15 protein-coding genes are annotated in these 18,490 nt (G+C 62.1%); 8 read left to right on the forward strand and 7 right to left on the reverse strand.

The window, feature by feature from the left end; translation table 11 throughout:
• Nucleotides 1-87: 87 nt before the first annotated feature.
• Together mce and C1T17_RS11535 are read right to left on the reverse strand one after the other, a co-directional pair.
• On the reverse strand, nucleotides 88-528 hold the full coding sequence (mce, locus tag C1T17_RS11530) for a methylmalonyl-CoA epimerase (RefSeq protein WP_104953570.1): 441 nt from the start codon (nucleotides 526-528) through the stop codon (nucleotides 88-90).
• Nucleotides 529-538: 10 nt separating this feature from the next.
• Nucleotides 539-2,071 carry an acyl-CoA carboxylase subunit beta gene (locus C1T17_RS11535; protein ID WP_104955174.1) on the reverse strand — a complete coding sequence of 511 codons (1,533 nt, stop codon included), beginning with the start codon at nucleotides 2,069-2,071 and terminating at the stop codon, nucleotides 539-541.
• A 110-nt stretch (nucleotides 2,072-2,181) separates the two neighbouring features.
• Between C1T17_RS11535 and C1T17_RS11540 the strand changes: the two genes are divergently transcribed.
• Nucleotides 2,182-3,597, forward strand: a complete 1,416-nt coding sequence (locus C1T17_RS11540; RefSeq protein ID WP_104953571.1) for a short-chain fatty acyl-CoA regulator family protein — start codon at nucleotides 2,182-2,184, stop codon at nucleotides 3,595-3,597.
• A gap of 30 nt (nucleotides 3,598-3,627) precedes the next feature.
• Here the strand turns inward: C1T17_RS11540 and gor are convergent, their stop codons facing one another.
• Complete coding sequence (gene gor / locus C1T17_RS11545; protein ID WP_104953572.1) at nucleotides 3,628-4,974, reverse strand: glutathione-disulfide reductase; 1,347 nt, start codon at nucleotides 4,972-4,974, stop codon at nucleotides 3,628-3,630.
• 88 nt (nucleotides 4,975-5,062) lie between these two features.
• Nucleotides 5,063-6,562: a glucose-6-phosphate isomerase gene (gene pgi / locus C1T17_RS11550; protein WP_104953573.1), complete on the reverse strand. Its 1,500-nt coding sequence runs from the start codon at nucleotides 6,560-6,562 to the stop codon at nucleotides 5,063-5,065.
• 174 nt (nucleotides 6,563-6,736) lie between these two features.
• On the opposite strand from pgi, the gene lepB reads away from it, so the two are divergent.
• From lepB to era, 3 genes are read left to right on the forward strand one after another with little or no spacing between them, the layout of a single operon-like run.
• A complete protein-coding gene (gene lepB / locus C1T17_RS11555) occupies nucleotides 6,737-7,561 on the forward strand; it encodes a signal peptidase I (RefSeq protein WP_104953574.1) in 825 nt (274 codons plus the stop codon).
• Nucleotides 7,561-8,226, forward strand: a complete 666-nt coding sequence (gene rnc / locus C1T17_RS11560; protein WP_104953575.1) for a ribonuclease III — start codon at nucleotides 7,561-7,563, stop codon at nucleotides 8,224-8,226. The genes lepB and rnc overlap by 1 nt, the downstream gene beginning before the upstream one ends.
• 37 nt (nucleotides 8,227-8,263) lie before the next feature.
• Nucleotides 8,264-9,172 (forward strand): GTPase Era, encoded by a 909-nt coding sequence (era, locus tag C1T17_RS11565; protein ID WP_104953576.1) that lies wholly within the window; start codon nucleotides 8,264-8,266, stop codon nucleotides 9,170-9,172.
• 21 nt (nucleotides 9,173-9,193) lie between these two features.
• Here the strand turns inward: era and topA are convergent, their stop codons facing one another.
• The 3 genes from topA to plsY all read right to left on the reverse strand — a co-directional run bounded on the left by topA (nucleotide 9,194) and on the right by plsY (nucleotide 13,546).
• On the reverse strand, nucleotides 9,194-11,767 hold the full coding sequence (gene topA / locus C1T17_RS11570; protein ID WP_104953577.1) for a type I DNA topoisomerase: 2,574 nt from the start codon (nucleotides 11,765-11,767) through the stop codon (nucleotides 9,194-9,196).
• Nucleotides 11,768-11,858: 91 nt separating this feature from the next.
• Entirely contained in the window at nucleotides 11,859-12,941 is a 1,083-nt protein-coding gene (dprA, locus tag C1T17_RS11575; RefSeq protein WP_104953578.1) for a DNA-processing protein DprA, read from the reverse strand.
• A gap of 5 nt (nucleotides 12,942-12,946) precedes the next feature.
• Nucleotides 12,947-13,546 carry a glycerol-3-phosphate 1-O-acyltransferase PlsY gene (gene plsY, locus C1T17_RS11580; protein ID WP_104955175.1) on the reverse strand — a complete coding sequence of 200 codons (600 nt, stop codon included), beginning with the start codon at nucleotides 13,544-13,546 and terminating at the stop codon, nucleotides 12,947-12,949.
• A 134-nt stretch (nucleotides 13,547-13,680) separates the two neighbouring features.
• Between plsY and murI the strand changes: the two genes are divergently transcribed.
• The 4 genes from murI to C1T17_RS11600 all read left to right on the forward strand — a co-directional run bounded on the left by murI (nucleotide 13,681) and on the right by C1T17_RS11600 (nucleotide 18,465).
• Complete coding sequence (murI, locus tag C1T17_RS11585; RefSeq protein WP_104953579.1) at nucleotides 13,681-14,484, forward strand: glutamate racemase; 804 nt, start codon at nucleotides 13,681-13,683, stop codon at nucleotides 14,482-14,484.
• Between the two features lie 115 nt (nucleotides 14,485-14,599).
• Nucleotides 14,600-15,820 (forward strand): 5-aminolevulinate synthase, encoded by a 1,221-nt coding sequence (hemA, locus tag C1T17_RS11590; RefSeq protein ID WP_104953580.1) that lies wholly within the window; start codon nucleotides 14,600-14,602, stop codon nucleotides 15,818-15,820.
• Nucleotides 15,821-15,866: 46 nt separating this feature from the next.
• Nucleotides 15,867-16,868: a ligase-associated DNA damage response exonuclease gene (locus C1T17_RS11595; protein WP_104953581.1), complete on the forward strand. Its 1,002-nt coding sequence runs from the start codon at nucleotides 15,867-15,869 to the stop codon at nucleotides 16,866-16,868.
• On the forward strand, nucleotides 16,861-18,465 hold the full coding sequence (locus C1T17_RS11600; RefSeq protein WP_104953582.1) for a cisplatin damage response ATP-dependent DNA ligase: 1,605 nt from the start codon (nucleotides 16,861-16,863) through the stop codon (nucleotides 18,463-18,465). The genes C1T17_RS11595 and C1T17_RS11600 overlap by 8 nt, the downstream gene beginning before the upstream one ends.
• Nucleotides 18,466-18,490: the final 25 nt, after the last annotated feature.

The raw sequence follows: 18,490 nt of genomic DNA on the forward strand, positions 1-18,490 counted from the left end.
AGACCCCTTCATTTTTTCCGAGGGAAAGCTTCGACAAGCTTATCCCGAGCGCGGAACAGCGCGTTCGTTCATCGATAGCGTGTTCCATCAATGCGCCTCACCCTTTGGTGTTTCCATGATCTCCGTCAGCACCCCGTTCATATCCTTGGGATGGACGAAGAAGATCGGTGTGCCATGCGCGCCTATGCGTGGTTCACCGAGCACCTTCGCGCCCCGGCCTTCGAACCACACTTTCGCCTCATGGATGTCCGGCACTTCATAGCACATATGATGCTGCCCACCCGCCGGGTTCTTGGCAATGAAGCTGTGGATCGGTGACGCCTCCCCTAGCGGCTCTATCAGTTCGATCTGCGTCCCTTCGGTGCCATTTTCCCCCGGCGTATCGACAAAACACACCTTCACGCCCTGCGCGGGCAGATCGAAAGGTTCGTGGATATGCGTCGCACCCATCACATCGCGATAATAGGTGATGGATTTCTCAATCGACGGGGTGGCAACGCCGATATGATTCAGACGTCCGAGTTTCATTGCGGCATCCTCACAGCGGAATATTGTCGTGCTTCTTCCACGGATTCTCCAGCGCCTTGTTGCGCAGTTTCCGCAGGCCCAACGCGATCCGCTTGCGTGTGGAATGGGGCTGGATCACTTCGTCGATGAAACCCTTTGACGCCGCCACGAACGGATTGGCGAAGCGATCCTCATATTCCTTGGTGCGCTCGGCAATCTCTTCCGGCGTCTTGCCGCGGAAGATGATCTCCACCGCGCCCTTCGCGCCCATCACGGCGATTTCCGCCGTCGGCCACGCATAGTTCAAGTCGCCGCGCAGATGCTTGGACGCCATAACATCATACGCGCCGCCATAGGCCTTGCGCGTAATGATGGTGATCTTCGGCACGGTCGCCTCCGCATAGGCGAACAGCAGCTTCGCGCCATGCTTGATGATACCGTTATGCTCTTGCCCCACGCCAGGCAGGAAGCCCGGCACATCGACGAAGGTGATGATCGGAATGTCAAACGCGTCGCAGAACCGCACGAAACGCCCCGCCTTCTTGGACGCGCCAATATCGAGGCAGCCCGCCAGCACCATCGGCTGATTGGCCACGATCCCCACGGTCCGCCCTTCGACCCGGCCAAATCCGCACAGAATGTTCCCAGCATGGGCAGGCTGCACTTCAAAGAAGTCGCCTTCGTCCAGAACCTTCCGGATAAGTTCGTGCATGTCGTAGGGTTGATTGGCATTGGCCGGGATCAGCGTGTCCAGGCTCTCCTCGACCCGGTCCCACTCGTCAGCCGTCGGACGCTCAGGCGCGGATTCACGGTTCGATGCGGGCAGGAAATCGATGAAGTCACGCGTCGAAAGCAGCGCCTCAATGTCATTCTCGAACGCCACGTCCGCCACACCGGACTTCGTCGTGTGCGTCACGGCCCCGCCGAGTTCCTCTTGTGTGACGATCTCGTTCGTCACCGTCTTCACCACGTCAGGGCCAGTGACGAACATGTAGCTGCTGTCCTTCACCATGAAGATGAAGTCGGTCATCGCAGGCGAATATACCGCGCCGCCCGCGCACGGCCCCATGATGAGGCTGATCTGCGGCACGACGCCGGATGCCAGCACATTGCGCTGGAACACTTCGGCATAACCGCCGAGCGAGGCGACGCCCTCCTGAATACGCGCGCCGCCGCTGTCGTTAAGGCCGATAACCGGCGCGCCGACCTTTAGCGCCATATCCATGATCTTGCAGATCTTCTGCGCGTGTCGTTCGGATAGCGATCCGCCGAACACAGTGAAATCCTGGCTGAACACGAACACCAGCCGACCGTTGATCGTACCCGATCCCGTGACCACGCCGTCGCCGGGGATCTTCGTCGCTTCCATGCCGAAGTCAGTGCAGTTGTGTTCGACATACATGTCGAGTTCTTCGAAACTGCATTCGTCGAGCAACACGTCAAGCCGCTCGCGCGCGGTCAACCGGCCCTTCGCGTGTTGCGCGGCGATCCGTTTCTCGCCGCCGCCCATTCGAGCCGCCTCGCGCATGGTTTCCAGCTTCTCTACTACGGCCAGCTTCGACATGAACATCCTCTTCCCGGAATAGGCAGCATGTCCTTTTCAGTCTTTGGACCAAAGGGCAATTGTGAATTTGCGGATTTGCAAAAACATACTTTGCAAATTACTGCGAAACGATGGCACGGGGCGCACGGATATTTGCGGGGCAGAAGCTGCGGCAATTGCGGCTGGATCAGCGCATGGATCAGGCAGCAATGGCGGCGGTCCTCGGCATTTCGGTTTCTTATCTCAGCCAGTTGGAGAATGACGACCGCCCGCTGACCGCCAAGGTCAAGGCAGCATTGGCAGGCGCCTTCCCTCTCGATTGGGCTGCGTTCGACGCGCGGGAAGAGGAACAACTTCTCGGCGCTTTCACTTTCGCTCTTGCGCATCCTGATGTCGCGAGCGGTCCGCTGGAAGCGGAGCGGATCGAGAAGCTACATCTGCAATTCCCCGAATTCGCTGCTCGCTTCGTGGACCTGCATCGCGCCTACGCCCGCGCCAATGAACGCCTGAACATGATGGAAGAAGCCATTGCGAACGACATGGCGGCGCAGGCGCGAATGCCCTGGGAAGCCGTTCGCGACTGGTTCCATGAGGCAGGCAATTACGTCCACAGCCTTGACTGCATGGCCGAAGATCTGTGGGCAGCGCTATCGGATGGAGAGCGCCTGACCGAGGCTAATTTGGTTGCGGCGCTTCGTGATCGCCACGGCATAGAAACCCGCATTCTGGAGGCGAGAGACAGCGCCCTTCGCGTTTTTGACGTCGACACCAGACAGTTGTTCATCAACGCTGCCCTGCCGCCGGAAAGCCGCAAGTTCATGCTGGCGCATCAACTCGTATCGGCGGAGGGCGCCTCGTTGATCGCAGAGGTGACCGCCGGGGCGGCCCTGTCCGCGCCGGGGTCGGACCGCCTGCTGACAATCGGTCTTAGCAACTACGCCGCTGGCGCGCTGCTGATGCCCTATGCCCGCTTTCGGGAAACCGCGCGCGAAGTCCGGCATGATATCGACAGGCTCGCCCGCCGATTCGGCGTGAGTTTCGAGCAGGCATGCCATCGGCTATCAACGTTGCAACGTCCCGGTATGCGCGGCATCCCCTTCTTCTTCTGCCGCGTCGACATGGCCGGCAACATCACCAAACGCCACAGCGCCACTCGCCTGCAATTTGCGCGTTTCGGCGGAGCCTGCCCGCTCTGGATTGTCCACGAGGCCGTCGCAATCCCCGACCGCATCCTCGTCCAACTCGGCGAAACCCCGGACGGTGTCCGATACGTTTCGATGGCGAAAGGACTTGTGAAGCCATCAGGCAGCTATGCCCGCGCGCCTCGCCGCTATGCCGTTGTTCTTGGCTGCGAAATCGAACATGCGGGCAACTTCGTCTACGCTGATGGACTACAGCTTACCGACGAAGCCGCCGCCACGCCGATCGGTGTCACCTGTCGCCTGTGCCCCCGCCAGAGCTGCGACCAGCGCGCGTTCCCGCCCGCTGACCGGCCCATCCGCGTCGATCCCAACAACCGGCAGGTCGTGCCCTACACTATCGAGTAGCGCTTTTTACCGTCAACTTCTCAATCTGCTTCACTTCAGCAGAACAAGCTCTTCCGCCATGCTCGGATGCAGTGCCACGGTGTCGTCGAAATCCTGCTTGGTAAGACCCGCTTTCACCGCGACCGCCGCTGCCTGCAATATCTCCGGCGCGTCGGGTCCGATCATGTGCAGCCCGACCACCCGGTTCGTCGCGGCATCCACAACCATCTTGTAAAGCGCACGCTCGTTCCGGTTCGCCAACACATTCTTCATCGCCCGGAAGTCAGAAGTATACACCTTGACCGTCCCTAACTTGTTGCGAGCTTCCGCTTCGGTCATGCCGACCGCGCCGATGGGGGGATGGCTGAATACTGCGGAGGGGATGCAAGCGTAATCCACCGTGCGCGGGTTGCCGCCAAATACGGTGTCGGCAAAGGCGTGGCCCTCGCGAATCGCAACGGGCGTCAACTGTACCCGGTTCGTTACGTCGCCCACCGCATAGATGCTCTCACACGACGACTTGCTGTATTCGTCCACCTTGATCGCGCCCTGCTTGTCGAGTTCGACGCCAGCATTCTCCAGCCCCAGCCCCTTCGTATTCGGCTGACGCCCGGTCGCGAACAGCACCACGTCGCAGGCTATCGGATCGCCATTCTTGATGCGGACGCACAATGTGCCGTCTTCATTCTTCTCGATCTTCTCGAACTCGGCATTGAAGCGGAAGTTGATTCCCTTCGACATGCTGATCTGGAGGAGCCGATCGCGAATCTGCGCGTCGTAACCGCGCAGGATCGTGTCGGAGCGATTGACGATCGTCACATGGGCGCCGAATTCATGGAAGATGCCGGCAAATTCGTTCGCGATATAGCCGCCGCCGCCGATAACGATGCGCTTCGGCGCTTCATCCAGGTGGAATACTTCGTTGGACGTGATGCTATACTCGACGCCATCAAAGTCGGGCAGCATCGGCCAAGCGCCCGTCGCGATCAGGATATATTTCGCGCGCACCGTCTTGCCGCTGGCGAGCTTCACTTCGTGCGGACCCGCTATGGTCGCGCGCTCGTGAAAGGTGTCGACCTTATTGCTGTCGAGCGTCTGCTGATAAATGCCGTTCAGGCGGTCGACATCGGCCAACACGTTGTCGCGCAACGTCTTCCAGTCGAAATCGCAGTCCGGCACGTTCCAGCCGAAACGCCGCGCATCCTTCAAGTCTTCGGCGAAATGCGCGCCATAGACGAGCAGCTTCTTGGGAACGCAGCCACGGATGACGCATGTGCCGCCAACCCGATATTCCTCCGCCACCGCAACCTTCGCGCCATGCGCCGCCGAAATGCGCGCAGCCCGGACGCCCCCCGACCCCGCGCCGATGACGAACAGGTCATAATCATAGTCGCTCATGCACAAGGCTTTCGTTATTTATCGCAATATGGCGAGGGGCGGTGCTTAATTCCAAAAGGAATAATCGGTAGCTGTGATCGGTCTCACCTCAACCCAAAGCAAGGTCGATCAACGCCATGGTCGAGGGATCAAAGCCAGTCGGTCCGTCCTGCTCGATCGACTTGGCGATCTGCTTGCCCAATTCGACGCCGAACTGGTCGAACGGATTGATCCCCATCAGCGCGGCATTGGCGAACGTGCGGTGCTCGTAGAACGCGATCAGAGCACCCAGCGACTGCGGCGTCACGTCCTCAAGCAGGATCGTCGTGGAAGGTCGATTACCCGGATAGGCACGCGCCGGATCATCCGCATTGTCCTTGCCCCGCATCAATGCCGCACCTTGCGCGAAGCAATTGACTAGCAGCGTCCGGTGATGCGCCGGGTCAAGCGTATGCCCAGGCTCGATCGAAGCGATGAACTCGACTGGCACGGTATGCGTGCCCTGATGCAGCAACTGGAACACCGCATGCTGCGCGTCGGTGCCAACGCCGCCCCAAGTGATCGGGGCAGTCGGGCCGTCAACCGGCTGCCCTTCGGAAGTGACGCTCTTCCCGTTGCTCTCCATCTCCAGTTGTTGAAGATAGGATGGCAGCAGCTTCAATCGCTCGTCATAAGCGAACAGCGCACGCGTCTGGCACTGTATCACTCGCGCATAATAGAGGTCGGCAAAAGCCGCGAGCAACGGCGCATTCGCCTCCGGCTCGGCCAGGCGGAAGTGCCGATCCATGACCGCCGCGCCTTCCAGCAGGCTCTCGAACGCATCCCATCCTAAAGCCAGAGCCGCAGGAAATCCAATGGAGGACCAAAGCGAATATCGCCCGCCCACATTCTCGTTGAAGGGAAGTACGCGCGTTTCGTCGACACCCCACTCCAACGCCTTCTCCGGATCGGCGGTCAGCGCGATCACGCGACCGTAGGGATCGTCGATCCCCGCCTCTACCATCCAGTTGATCGTGCTGGCGGCGTTTAACATCGTCTCGGTCGTGGTGAATGTCTTGGACGCCACGGCAAGGATCGTCGCCGTCGGATCGAACCGGTCCAGCGCCGCCTCCAGCGCGGTGCCGTCGACATTGGAGACGATCGCAACATCGTACCGATTGTCCGCTCCACCCAAAGCATCGACGATCAGGTTCGGTCCCAGCGCCGACCCGCCAATGCCAACATGAATGATGTGACGCACCGGCCCCAAGGCATCCGCCTCAATCGCATCGATCAGCGCACGCATCCGCGCGTGCAGCGCCTTTGCCGCAGCCACACTCTCCGGGTTCCCCTCGCCCCGCTCGGCGGGATGTTCGGCAGCGCGGCCTTCGGTGTTGTTGACCTTGGCACCCGCGAACAGCGCGTCGCGCTTGCCTGCAAAGTCGCTCTCGACAGCCAGTTGCTGAAAGGCCGAAAGCAGATCAGCGTTCAGGTGCGTCTTGCTCCAGTCGAACCGGATTGGGCCGACCGACAGGCTGTGCTTCGCCAACCGATCCGGATCATTGTCGAAAATCGTCTTCAGTTCAGGAACGGGCTGCGCATGAATGGCGGTCCAGGATGGGCTGGGCATAAACTTGTCCTTCTAAGTGGAAGTCGGCTTGCCCCCGGCTGCACGACGGAGATTCACCGCCTCCATAGCCAATCGAAGCGGCGCTTGCATAGGCAGGAGAATCACCGTCCCTTGACGTTGGCGACGGGACGCCGCAAAGCCGCGATCATAATTCGAGGGAAGCAACGTAGAAGCATGAGCGACAAATCGGAAACGCGGGACTTTCTGTGGTTCCTGCTGAAGCTCACGGTCTTCGTGGTGGTGCTGCGCAGCTTCATCATGTCGCCCTTCAACATCCCCTCCGAATCGATGCAGCCCCGGCTTTTGATTGGCGACTATCTGCTAGTGGCGAAATGGCCCTATGGCTATTCGCGCTACAGCCTGCCGTTCAGCGTGCCGCTGATCCCCGGCCGTATCTTCGCGTCGCAGCCACAGCGCGGCGATGTCGTCGTGTTCAAGGCGCCGCCGGACCAGCGCAATGATTACATCAAGCGCGTGATTGGTGTTCCTGGCGACCTCATCTCGGTTCAGAACGGCACTGTTATCCTGAACGGTCAGGCCATTCCCAAGGTGAAGGTCGCAGATCTCGTGATCCCGGCGTCGGCGAACATGGTCGCTGCGGCGGAGAAGGACGGCAACCCCTCGCCCTGCTATCGCCTGCAGTTCGAGGAGCAGGCAAAGGACGGATCGCGCAATTGCCGCTATCCGCAATATCGCGAGACGCTACCCAATGGCAAAAGCTATAATGTGCTGGACCTTGACCCGGACGGCCCCGCTGACGATCGTGACACGGTCGTCGTGCCGGAAGGACGCCTATTCCTGATGGGCGACAACCGTGACCGGAGCGCCGACAGCCGCTTCCCGGCTGAACCCGGCGGCGGCATTGGCCTCGTGCCGCAGGAAAATCTTGTCGGGCGGGCCCTGGTCTCGGTATTCTCGACCGATGGCAGCGCGCAATGGCTGCTGCCCTGGACGTGGTTCACCGCCGCGCGGTGGGACCGGATCGGCGAAAGCTTCTGATGCGTGCCGATACGGCGGACTGGCTTAACGCGCTGATCGAGCGCACGCCTGCCCGCCCCCAACTCTTCATGCAGGCGCTGACGCATGGCAGCGCCGCAGCGGCCAATTACGAGCGGCTTGAATTTCTGGGCGACCGGGTGCTGGGGCTGGTCGTGGCCGAATGGCTGTTCGAGCATTTTCCCGCGGAACCGGAGGGCAAACTCTCCCGCCGTTTCAATGCCCTCGTTTCGGGCGAAACCTGCGCCGAGGTGGCTCGCGACGTCGGCGTCCCAAAGCACATGGTGCTGGGCAAACAGGCTCGCGACGATGGGGCAACCGACAGCGACAATGTGCTGGGCGACGTCATGGAAGCGATCATCGGCGCATTGTTCCTCGACGCCGGGATGGAAGCGGCAAAGGCACTGGTCCGGCGTTTGTGGGCAGAACGCGTGGACACGCAATCCTCAGCCCCCAAGCATCCCAAGTCCGCGCTTCAGGAATGGGCAGCCGCCAATCGCCGCCGCCCGCCCGAATATGTGATGACCGGCAAATCCGGGCCACACCACAATCTGCGCTTTGCCGTCACCGTCTCTATCAACGGCGTGGGCGAAGCGTCGGCAGAGGGCGCGTCGAAGCAGGAGGCGGAAACCGCTGCGGCAAAGGCGATGCTGGCGCAGCTTAGTTAGCCTTCTCATTTCCGGCCCGCTCCTCTATGGCGGCGGCATGACATTCATTGAAAATCAAACCCGCTGCGGCGTTATTGCCGTGGTCGGCGCCCCCAATGCGGGCAAGTCGACGCTGGTCAATGCGCTGGTCGGGCAGAAGGTCGCGATCACCAGCCCCAAGGCGCAGACCACCCGTACCCGAGTCATGGGAGTGGCCATTGAGGGCGCGGCGCAATTGATCCTGGTGGACACGCCCGGCATCTTCGAACCCAAGCGCCGGCTGGACCGCGCGATGGTACAGGCGGCGTGGGGCGGCGCGCAGGGCGCTGACCTCATCGCGCTGGTGATCGACGGAAAGGCGGGCCTCGGCACCAAGCTGGAGCGCGCGGTAGAAGGACTGAAGGAACGCAAGGAGCCCAAGCTCCTGATCATCAACAAGGTCGACATCGCGACCAAGGAAAAGCTCCTCGTTCATGCGCAGAAGCTGAACGACAACGTTGGTTTTCAAGAGATTTTCTTCGTCAGCGCCGCTACCGGAGATGGCCTGCCGGAGTTCAAGTCGGCCCTTGCCAAGATGATGCCGGAAGGTCCCTGGCACTTTCCCGAAGATCAGGTCTCGGATGCCACCGACCGGATGCTGGCCGCCGAAATAACCCGTGAGCAGCTCTATCATCAACTTCACGCCGAACTGCCTTACGCCGCCGCCGTGGAAACCGAGAAATATACCGAGCGGCCTGACGGCTCTCTCGAAATTCACCAACAAATCCTGATCGGCCGACCGACACAGCGCGCAATCGTGCTGGGCAAGGGTGGCCAGCGCCTCAAGCAGATCGGATCGCAGGCCCGCGCCGAACTCGCGGCGCTGATCGGCAAGCCCGTCCACCTCTACCTCCATGTGAAGGTGAAGGAAGACTGGGAAAACGATCGCAGCGTCTATCGCGACATCGGGCTGGATTGGGTGGAGTAACCGTCACCCGATGGCGGTGGTCTACTCCGCAGCCACCGCCTTTTTCTTGGGTGCAGCGGCCTTCTTCGGGGTCGCCTTCTTGGCAGGTGCTTTCTTCGCCGCAGCCTTCTTCGGCGCGGCTTTCTTCTTGCCCTTCTTCGCCGGAGCAGCGGCAGCACGCGCGTCGATTAGCTGCGCCGCTTCCTCCAGCGTCAAAGCATCCTTGTCCACCGTCTTGGGCAAAGTCGCATTGGTCTCGCCATCGGTGACATAGGCCCCGTAGCGCCCTTCCATCAGCTTGATCTCCGCCTCGGTACGCGGATGCTTGCCCAGCACCTTCAGCGGCTCACGACCTCCCGCCGAACGTGGCCCCTTGTTCGCCGCATCAGCAAGCTTCGCGACGGCCGCGTTCATGCCGGTCTCGAATATCTCCGCCGTGCCGGACAGCCGCGCATATTTGCCGTCATGCAGCAGATACGGCCCAAACCGCCCGATGTTCGCGACGATCGGCTTGCCCGTCTCCGGGTGATCGCCAACAGTACGCGGCAGGCTCAGCAGCTTCACTGCCCAATCCAGCGTCAACTCACCATCCGGCAAATCCTTTGGGATAGACCCGCGCTTCGCCTCCTTGCCCTCGCCCATCTCGATATACGGCCCGAAACGCCCGCTCTTGCGCGTGATGTCCTGCCCCGTTTCAGGGTGCTGCCCCATCACTTCCGGTCCGGTATCCGCAGCGCCATCGCCACCCGGCTGTCCAAACTTCCGCGTGAACTTACACTCAGGATAGTTGGAGCACGCGATAAACGCCCCAAACCGGCCCCCGCGCAACGACAGCTTGCCGTCATCGCACAGCGGGCAGGCGCGCGGATCGCTACCATCCGCCTTGGGCGGGAACAGCATCGGCTCCAGGAACTTGTCCAGCTCGGCAGTGACTTCGGAGGGCTTCTGCTCCATCACCTCCTGCGTCTTGGGCTTAAAATCCTTCCAGAACGCTTCGAGCACGGCCTGCCACTGCGCACGACCACCGGACACATCGTCCAGTTCGTCTTCCATGCCCGCCGTGAAGTCGTAACTCACATAGCGCTCAAAGAATCGCTCCAGAAACGCCGTCACCAGCCGCCCGCTTTCCTCAGCGAAGAAGCGGTTCTTTTCGACCCGCACATAGTCACGATCCTTCAGCGTCTGCAGCGTCGAGGCATAGGTGGAAGGCCGTCCAATGCCCAATTCCTCCAGCCGTTTGACGAGGCTCGCCTCGCTGTAGCGCGGCGGCGGCTGCGTGAAATGCTGCTCCGCATTGACTGCCTTCTTCGCCGGCGCATCGCCCTGGGCGAGGCGCGGCAACAGCTTGCCGTCCTCGTCCTCGGCATCGTCGCGGCCTTCTTCGTACAGCGCCAGGAAGCCGGGGAAGATCACGACCTGCCCCGTCGCCCGCAGCGTATGGCTCCCGCTGCCATCGACCATGTCGATCGTTGTCCGCTCCATGCGCGCCGAAGCCATCTGGCTTGCCAGCGCGCGCTTGAACACCAGATCGTACAACCGCGCATGATCGCCGCTGCCGACCTTGTCGCGCGAAAACTCGGTTGGGCGAATGGCCTCATGCGCTTCCTGCGCGTTCTTGGCCTTCGTCTGATACTGCCGTGGTTTTTCAGGGAGATAGCCGCCGTCATAACGATCGGATATCGCCTTGCGAGCCGCCGAAATCGCACTGCCGTCCATCTGCACGCCGTCGGTGCGCATATAGGTGATCGCGCCATCCTCGTACAGTTGCTGCGCAATCCGCATCGTGTGGCTGGCCGAGAAACCGAGTTTGCGTGCCGCCTCCTGCTGCAATGTCGAAGTCGTGAACGGCGGAGGAGGATTGCGCGTGACCGGCTTGGTCTCGACGCTCTGCACGGTGAAGCGCCCCGCCTCGACATCAGCCTTCGCGGCCAGCGCATCGCCTTCCTTGCCGATGGTCAGCCGCTCAATCTTCTCGCCCTTCCAGCGGATCAGGCGCGAGGTGAATGATACCCCGCCCTGCTCCATCTCGGCAGAGACGGACCAATATTCCTGTGGCTTGAAGCTTTCGATTTCGCGCTCGCGCTCCACCACCAATCGCAACGCGACGGACTGCACACGCCCCGCCGACTTCGCGCCCGGCAGTTTGCGCCACAGCACAGGCGAGAGCGTAAAGCCCACCAGATAATCCAGCGCTCGCCGCGCCCGATACGCGTCGATCAGATCCTCATCCAAAGCACGCGGATGCGCCATCGCATCGAGCACAGCCGCCTTCGTGATCGCATTAAAGGTTACGCGGTCAACCTGCTGAGGTAGCGCCTTTTTCGCGCGCAGCACTTCCTGCACATGCCAACTGATCGCTTCCCCTTCGCGGTCAGGGTCAGTCGCCAGGATGAGGCGCGTGGCTTTCTTCGCCTCGTCGGTGATCGCCTTCAACTGGCGCGCCTTGTCGCCATAATTCTCCCACGACATTGCAAAGCCATCGTCCGGGTTCACCGACCCGTCCTTGGGCGGCAAATCGCGAATATGGCCGTAGGAGGCGAGGACATGGAAGTCCCCACCCAGATACTTCTCGATGGTCTTCGCCTTGGCCGGCGATTCTACGATGACTAGCTGCATATTGCTGCCGAAAACCTCTGTTGAAACGATCTCTCACGTATACGCGCGAGTCTGGCGGCCGAAGTTCCGACCCGTCAAGCGGCCTTTGCGATCAGCTTTGAAGGCTTACGCGCCCTCCCGCGTGGCGCTCCACCCGTGCAGCCAATTCCAGTTCGAGCAGGACTGTCTGAACCAGCGCGGGCGCAATGCCGGATTGCCTGATGAGTTCATCCACCTGCACCGGCACCGGGCCGAGAAGATCGACGATGCGGCGACGTTCCGCATCGCTCGCGTCCACAGGCGCTCCGGGCATGAACGGATCGACAGGCTGACGCAGCATCGCGCCGTGAATCGGGCCGACCGCTTCCAGGATGTCGGCGACGGACTGGATCAGTATCGCGCCTTCCCGGATCAATTGATTGCAACCCTGCGTCCGCGGATCGAGCGGCGAACCTGGCACGGCCATCACATCGCGTCCCGCTTCCCCGGCAAGCCGCGCCGTTATCAGCGACCCAGATTTCGGCGCCGCCTCGACAACCACGGTCCCCAATGAAAGACCGGCAATGATCCGGTTGCGCGACGGGAAATGTCTCGCCAGCGGCTGCGTTCCGGGCGGCTGTTCCGCCAGCAGCAGCCCGCGCATCGCAACCTGTTCCTGCAAGGCTTCATTCTCTGGCGGATAGACGATGTCGATCCCGCTGGCGATCACGCCGATCGTTCCGCCCTCCAACGATCCCTGATGCGCTGCCGTATCTATCCCTCGCGCTAGTCCTGACACGACCGTCACACCCTGCGCCGCCAGCCCCTGCCCTAGCATCCGCGCAAAGCGACATGCTGCCGCCGAGGCATTGCGCGCGCCAACCAGAGCGATGCACCGTTGCTTCGCAAGTGACAGGTCACCGCGATAAATCAGCGCAGGTGGCGCGGTTTCCATCTCTGCCAGCAAGGCAGGATAATCGGGCTCGCCGACGAACACATAGGATGCGCCCAGCGCCCGCGCGCGCTCCGCTTCCCGTGAGACCGCCGCCACATCGGCCAAGCGGGGTGGACGCCCGCCACCACGCGCAGCCAGCGACGGTATGGCCTCTATGGCTTTGGTCGCCGATCCATATCGTACGATGAGCTGACGATAGGTCACTGGCCCCACCTGAGCCGACCGGATAAGACGCAGATTGTCGAGGCGTGAGGCGTCCAACGCAGTCAGCCTTTCTTGCCGACTTTGGGTTCCGTGCCCGCTATCAGTCGCGCAATGTTGGCGCGGTGCCGCCACAGCACGATTGCCGTCATCCCGGCAAACGCCTGCGCAAGCATGGGATGGCCCATCGCCCAGGCGCCGATCGGCGCGCTGACCGCCGCCGACATCCCGCCGACCGACGACCGCCGCGAGAGCAGCAAGGCGGCTATCCACACGCCCGCAAACAGCAGACCACTTGGCCAATGCAGCGCCAGGACCACGCCCATCATCGTCGCCACGCCCTTGCCCCCGGCAAAGCGCAACCAGACGGGATAGCAATGACCAACGAACGCCATCAGGCCGCAGATCAGCGCCCCATGCGCTGGATCGATCATGTGACCGATGGCGACTGCGGCCATTCCTTTGGCCAGATCGAACACCAGGGTCAGCGCCGCCAATCCTTTGCGGCCTGTCCGCAGGACATTGGTCGCACCGATGTTCCCCGAACCGATTTTCCGCAAGTCGCCCTCACCGGAAAACCGGGTAATCAGCAAGCCGAACGGAATGGACCCGAGCAGATATCCGACCAGGACGGCAAGCAGGGGCGCGAACGAAGAGGATGGCATTTGGATCAATCCCATAATGAGTGCCGCACCCGCTGGCGAAATGAACCGAACGTGCTGGCGTCGCCGTGCTTTAGAGGCGAGTTCCTCTCCGCGCTACGGTTGACTTCACTATCGCCGCAGGGAAATGAAAGCATATGTCCGTATCTCCCGATGCTCCCGTGTTATTCTTCGATTCTGGCGTGGGGGGTCTCTCCATCCTCGCACCGGCCCGCAAGCTGCTGCCGAATATGCCCGTCATCTACGCAGCGGATTCGGCGGGCTTTCCCTATGGCACGAAAAGCGAAGCGGAAGTCGCGGCTCGCGTGCCTGCGCTCCTGGGGCGGCTTGTGGAGCGATACCGGCCCCGACTGGTCGTGATCGCTTGCAACACAGCGTCCACGATCGCACTTTCGGTCGTCCGTTCCGCGCTCGAGGTGCCAGTGGTCGGCACGGTCCCAGCGATCAAGCCTGCGGCGGAACAATCGCGCACGCGCGTCATCGGCGTGTTGGGGACCAACGCGACGGTGCGGCAACCCTATGTAGACCGTCTTGCCGCCGAGCATGGCGCCGATTGCACGATATTACGCCATGGTTCCGCCGATCTCGTTGCCCTGGCCGAGGCAAAGCTACGCGGCGAACCGCTGGACCCCAATGTGGCACGCAACGCGCTGGATGGCCTGCTTGGCCAACCCGGTGGCGACAAGATGGACGTCGTTGCCCTGGCCTGTACCCATTTCCCGTTGCTCCTGGAGGAGCTGACGGCCGCCAGTCCGCGACCGCTTACATTTGTCGACGGCGGCGCGGGCATCGCGCGGCGGATAGACTATCTCACGCAGGGGCAGCAATGGCCCGAAGCATGTGAGCCGGGCGTGGCAGTGTTCACTCGCGTCGATGAAAATACCCGCGCTTTGGCGCAGTCGCTTCACAACTTCGGCCTGGACCGCATCGAAGCGCTATGATTCATTTAAGCGACTAATCTAATCCGCCGTTTCTGCGAACGGTTATCACTGGTAAATCGCAAATCTCGCGGCTAAATGGCGCAAGCACAGGGGATGCAGCAGTCGGGACGGCGCCGTGAACTACAAGCATATCTTCAGCCAGGCGATCGACCGTCTGCATAGTGAAGGCCGCTATCGCGTCTTCATCGACATTCTGCGCAACAAGGGGAATTTCCCCAATGCGCGCTGCTTCCACGGCCATAATGGTCCCAAGCCGATCACCGTCTGGTGCTCCAACGACTATCTTGCCATGGGCCAGCATCCGGCTGTCGTGTCCGCGATGGAAGAGGCGCTGCATGACGTTGGCGCAGGTTCCGGCGGCACGCGCAACATTGGTGGCAACACCCATTACCATGTCGATCTGGAAGGCGAACTGGCCGACCTGCATGGCAAGGAAGGCGCACTATTGTTCACCAGCGGCTATGTGTCGAACGAAGCCACGCTCTCGACGCTCGCCAAGCTGCTGCCCGGCTGCATCATCTATTCCGACGAGCTGAACCATGCCTCGATGATCGCAGGCATCCGCAATTCCGGCTGCGAAAAGCAGGTTTTCCGCCACAATGATGTGACGCACCTGCGTGAGTTGCTCGAAGCATCCGATCCCGAAGCGCCCAAGCTGATCGCCTTCGAAAGCGTCTATTCGATGGATGGCGATGTCGCGCCGATCGACGCCCTCTGCGATCTGGCTGACGAATTCAACGCGCTCACCTATCTCGACGAAGTGCATGCTGTCGGCATGTATGGCCCACGCGGCGGCGGCATTTCGGACCGTGATGGGAATGCGCATCGCCTGACCATCGTGGAAGGCACGCTCGGTAAGGCATTCGGCGTGATGGGTGGTTACATCGCTGCCGATCAGATGATTATCGATGTGATCCGCAGCTATGCGCCCGGTTTCATCTTTACCACGTCCCTGTCGCCCGTACTGGTCGCAGGCGCTCTCGCAAGCGTCCGTCACCTCAAGGCCTCCAGCGCAGAGCGTGATGGCCAGCAAGCGGCCGCCGCGACGCTCAAGGGATTAATGCGCGACGCGGGCCTGCCCGTCATGCCCTCCGTCACGCATATCGTGCCGCTGATGGTCGGCGACCCCGTCAAGGCCAAGCGGATCAGCGATATCCTGCTCGCCGAATATGGCGTGTACGTGCAGCCCATCAACTATCCCACCGTTCCCCGTGGCACCGAGCGCCTGCGCTTTACCCCCGGCCCTGCGCATGACGAAACCATGATGCGCGAACTCGTCTCCGCTCTGGTCGAGATCTGGGACCGCCTCGAACTGCGGCTGGCGGAAGCGGCGTAAAACAAGTCTTGCGGAACTAACATATGTGCTCCCATCTTGATGGAGCATGTCATCCGTTCCCCACTGGATAGAGCCGCACCCCACCGGCATCTACGTTCGCCCCGCCGATGCCTGGATAGATCCCAGCCAGCCCCGTGACCGCGCGCTGGTAACGCACGGCCATGCGGATCATGCGCGCGGCGGTCACGGCCATGTGTGGGCAACGCGCGAGACGCTGGCGATCATGGCGCTGCGGTATGGGACCGCAGATGGCACGCCGCTCGCCTATGACGAGACCTTCACGCTCGGCGATGTCGCCATCCGGTACGTCCCCGCCGGTCACGTACTGGGCTCCGCGCAGATCGTGCTCGACCATGCGGGCGAGCGCGTCGTCGTCACCGGCGATTACAAGCGCCGCCCGGACCCCACCTGCCCCGCCTTCGTGCCGGTCCCTTGCGACATCTTCGTCACGGAAGCGACTTTCGGCCTCCCCGTATTCCGCCACCCCGACACCGGCAGCGAGATCGACCGCCTGCTCGGCGCACTCCACAGCCATCCCGAACGCTGCGTGCTGGTCGGCGCCTATGCGCTCGGAAAGGCACAGCGCATCATATGCGAATTGCGCGACAGGGGTCACCGTGACCCCATCTACATCCACGGCGCGATGGAGAAGATGTGTGCGCTCTATTCCGACTTCGGCATCGAGATGGGCGAACTGCGGCCCGCCGCAGGCGTCGCCGCCAAGGACATGCGCGGCCACATCGTCATCTCCCCGCCCAGCGCGCTCAACGACCGCTGGAGCCGCCGCCTGCCCGATCCCATTACTGCCATGGCGTCAGGCTGGATGCGCGTGCGGCAGCGCGCCCGCCAGCGCAATGTCGAATTGCCGCTGGTGATTTCCGACCATGCCGATTGGGAGGAACTCACCGACACCATCCGCGAAGTCGCGCCCAATGAAACATGGGTGACGCACGGGCGGGAGGAGGCGCTCGTGCACTGGTGCGCGATGCGCCAGATTCGCGCACGCGCCCTCGCCATGGTGGGCCGAGAGGACGAAGACGATGCGTGAGTTCGCACAGCTTCTCGACGGCCTCGTCTACACCCCCTCGCGCAACGGCAAGCTGAAACTGATCGGCGATTACATGCGTAAGACGCCTGATCCCGACCGCGGCTGGGCGCTGGCCGCATTGACTGGGGCGCTGGACCTGAAAGCCGTGAAATCCTCCGCCATTGGGGAGATGATCCGCGACCGAGTCGATCCCATCCTGTTCGAGATGAGCCGCGATTATGTCGGGGATTTGGCGGAAACGGTGTCACTGCTTTGGGTGAAGCGCGAACAGGAGGTGGTCGACCAGGATATAGATGACGGCACGCTGACGCTGGATCAGGTGGTGCAGCGGCTTTCCAATATCAAGCGGGCCGAGGCTCCCGCGGCCTTGGCGGAAATGCTTGACCACCTCGACACCAGCGGGCGTTTTGCCGTGCTGAAGCTCGCGACCGGCGGCCTGCGCGTCGGCGTATCCTCCCGCCTCGCCAAAACGGCGCTGGGCCAAGCGTTCGACGTGCCAGTCGACGACATAGAGGAAAGCTGGCACGCGCTCGCCCCGCCCTACGCCACGCTCTTCGACTGGCTGGAGGGCCGCAGCGGCCAGCCCGATCCGGCAGGCACGCCCTTTTTCCGCCCCTTCATGCTTGCCCATCCGCTGGAGGAGGAAAGCGTCGATCTCGCCGACTATGCCGCCGAGTGGAAGTGGGATGGCATCCGCGTCCAGATCGTCGGCACCGGCAGCGAAACGCGGCTCTATAGCCGGGCAGGCGACGACATCACCGGCAGCTTCCCCGATGTGGCGGAGGCATTCACTGGCCATGCCGTGCTGGACGGCGAACTGCTGGTCAAAGGCGACGTGCAGGGCGCCGACGCCCACGGTGGCGCGGCGGCCAGCTTCAACGCCCTTCAACAACGCCTCGGCCGCAAGGTCGTGTCAGGCAAGATGCTGGGAGAATATCCAGCGTTCGTAAGGCTCTACGACCTGTTGCTGGAAGGCGATGAGGACTTGCGCAGCCTTGGCTGGACCGACCGCCGCACCCGCCTCGAAGCGTTCATGCCGTCCCTCGACCCCACGCGCTTCGACCTTTCCGCAGTGATCGACGCCCCCGATTTCGAAGCGCTCGGCGATATCCGCGCGGGTGCCCGCGATGCCGCGATCGAAGGCGTAATGCTCAAGCGCCGCGACAGCCCCTATGTCCCGGGCCGTCGCGCCGGGCTCTGGTACAAATGGAAACGCGATCCGCTGACCGCCGACTGCGTGATGATGTACGCCCAGCGCGGCCACGGCAAACGCTCGTCCTATTACTCCGATTACACCTTTGGCTGCTGGACTGAGGACGGTGAACTACTGCCAGTCGGCAAGGCCTATTCCGGCTTCACCGACGAGGAACTGAAGGGACTCGACCGCTTCGTGCGCAGCAACACCGTCAACCGCTTCGGCCCCGTCCGAGAAGTCGAAAAGACCCTGGTGCTGGAAGTAGCTTTCGACTCAATACACGAAAGCAAGCGGCACAAATCCGGCCTCGCCATGCGCTTCCCCCGCGTCTCGCGCATCAGGCGCGACAAGCCCGCAGCGGAAGCGGACATGATCGCGACACTGCGGAAAATGATCGGCTGAACACACGCATAAAGCCCGCCGACGG

Source organism: Sphingobium sp. SCG-1 (genome assembly GCF_002953135.1).
In the GTDB taxonomy this organism is placed as follows: Bacteria; Pseudomonadota; Alphaproteobacteria; order Sphingomonadales; family Sphingomonadaceae; genus Sphingobium.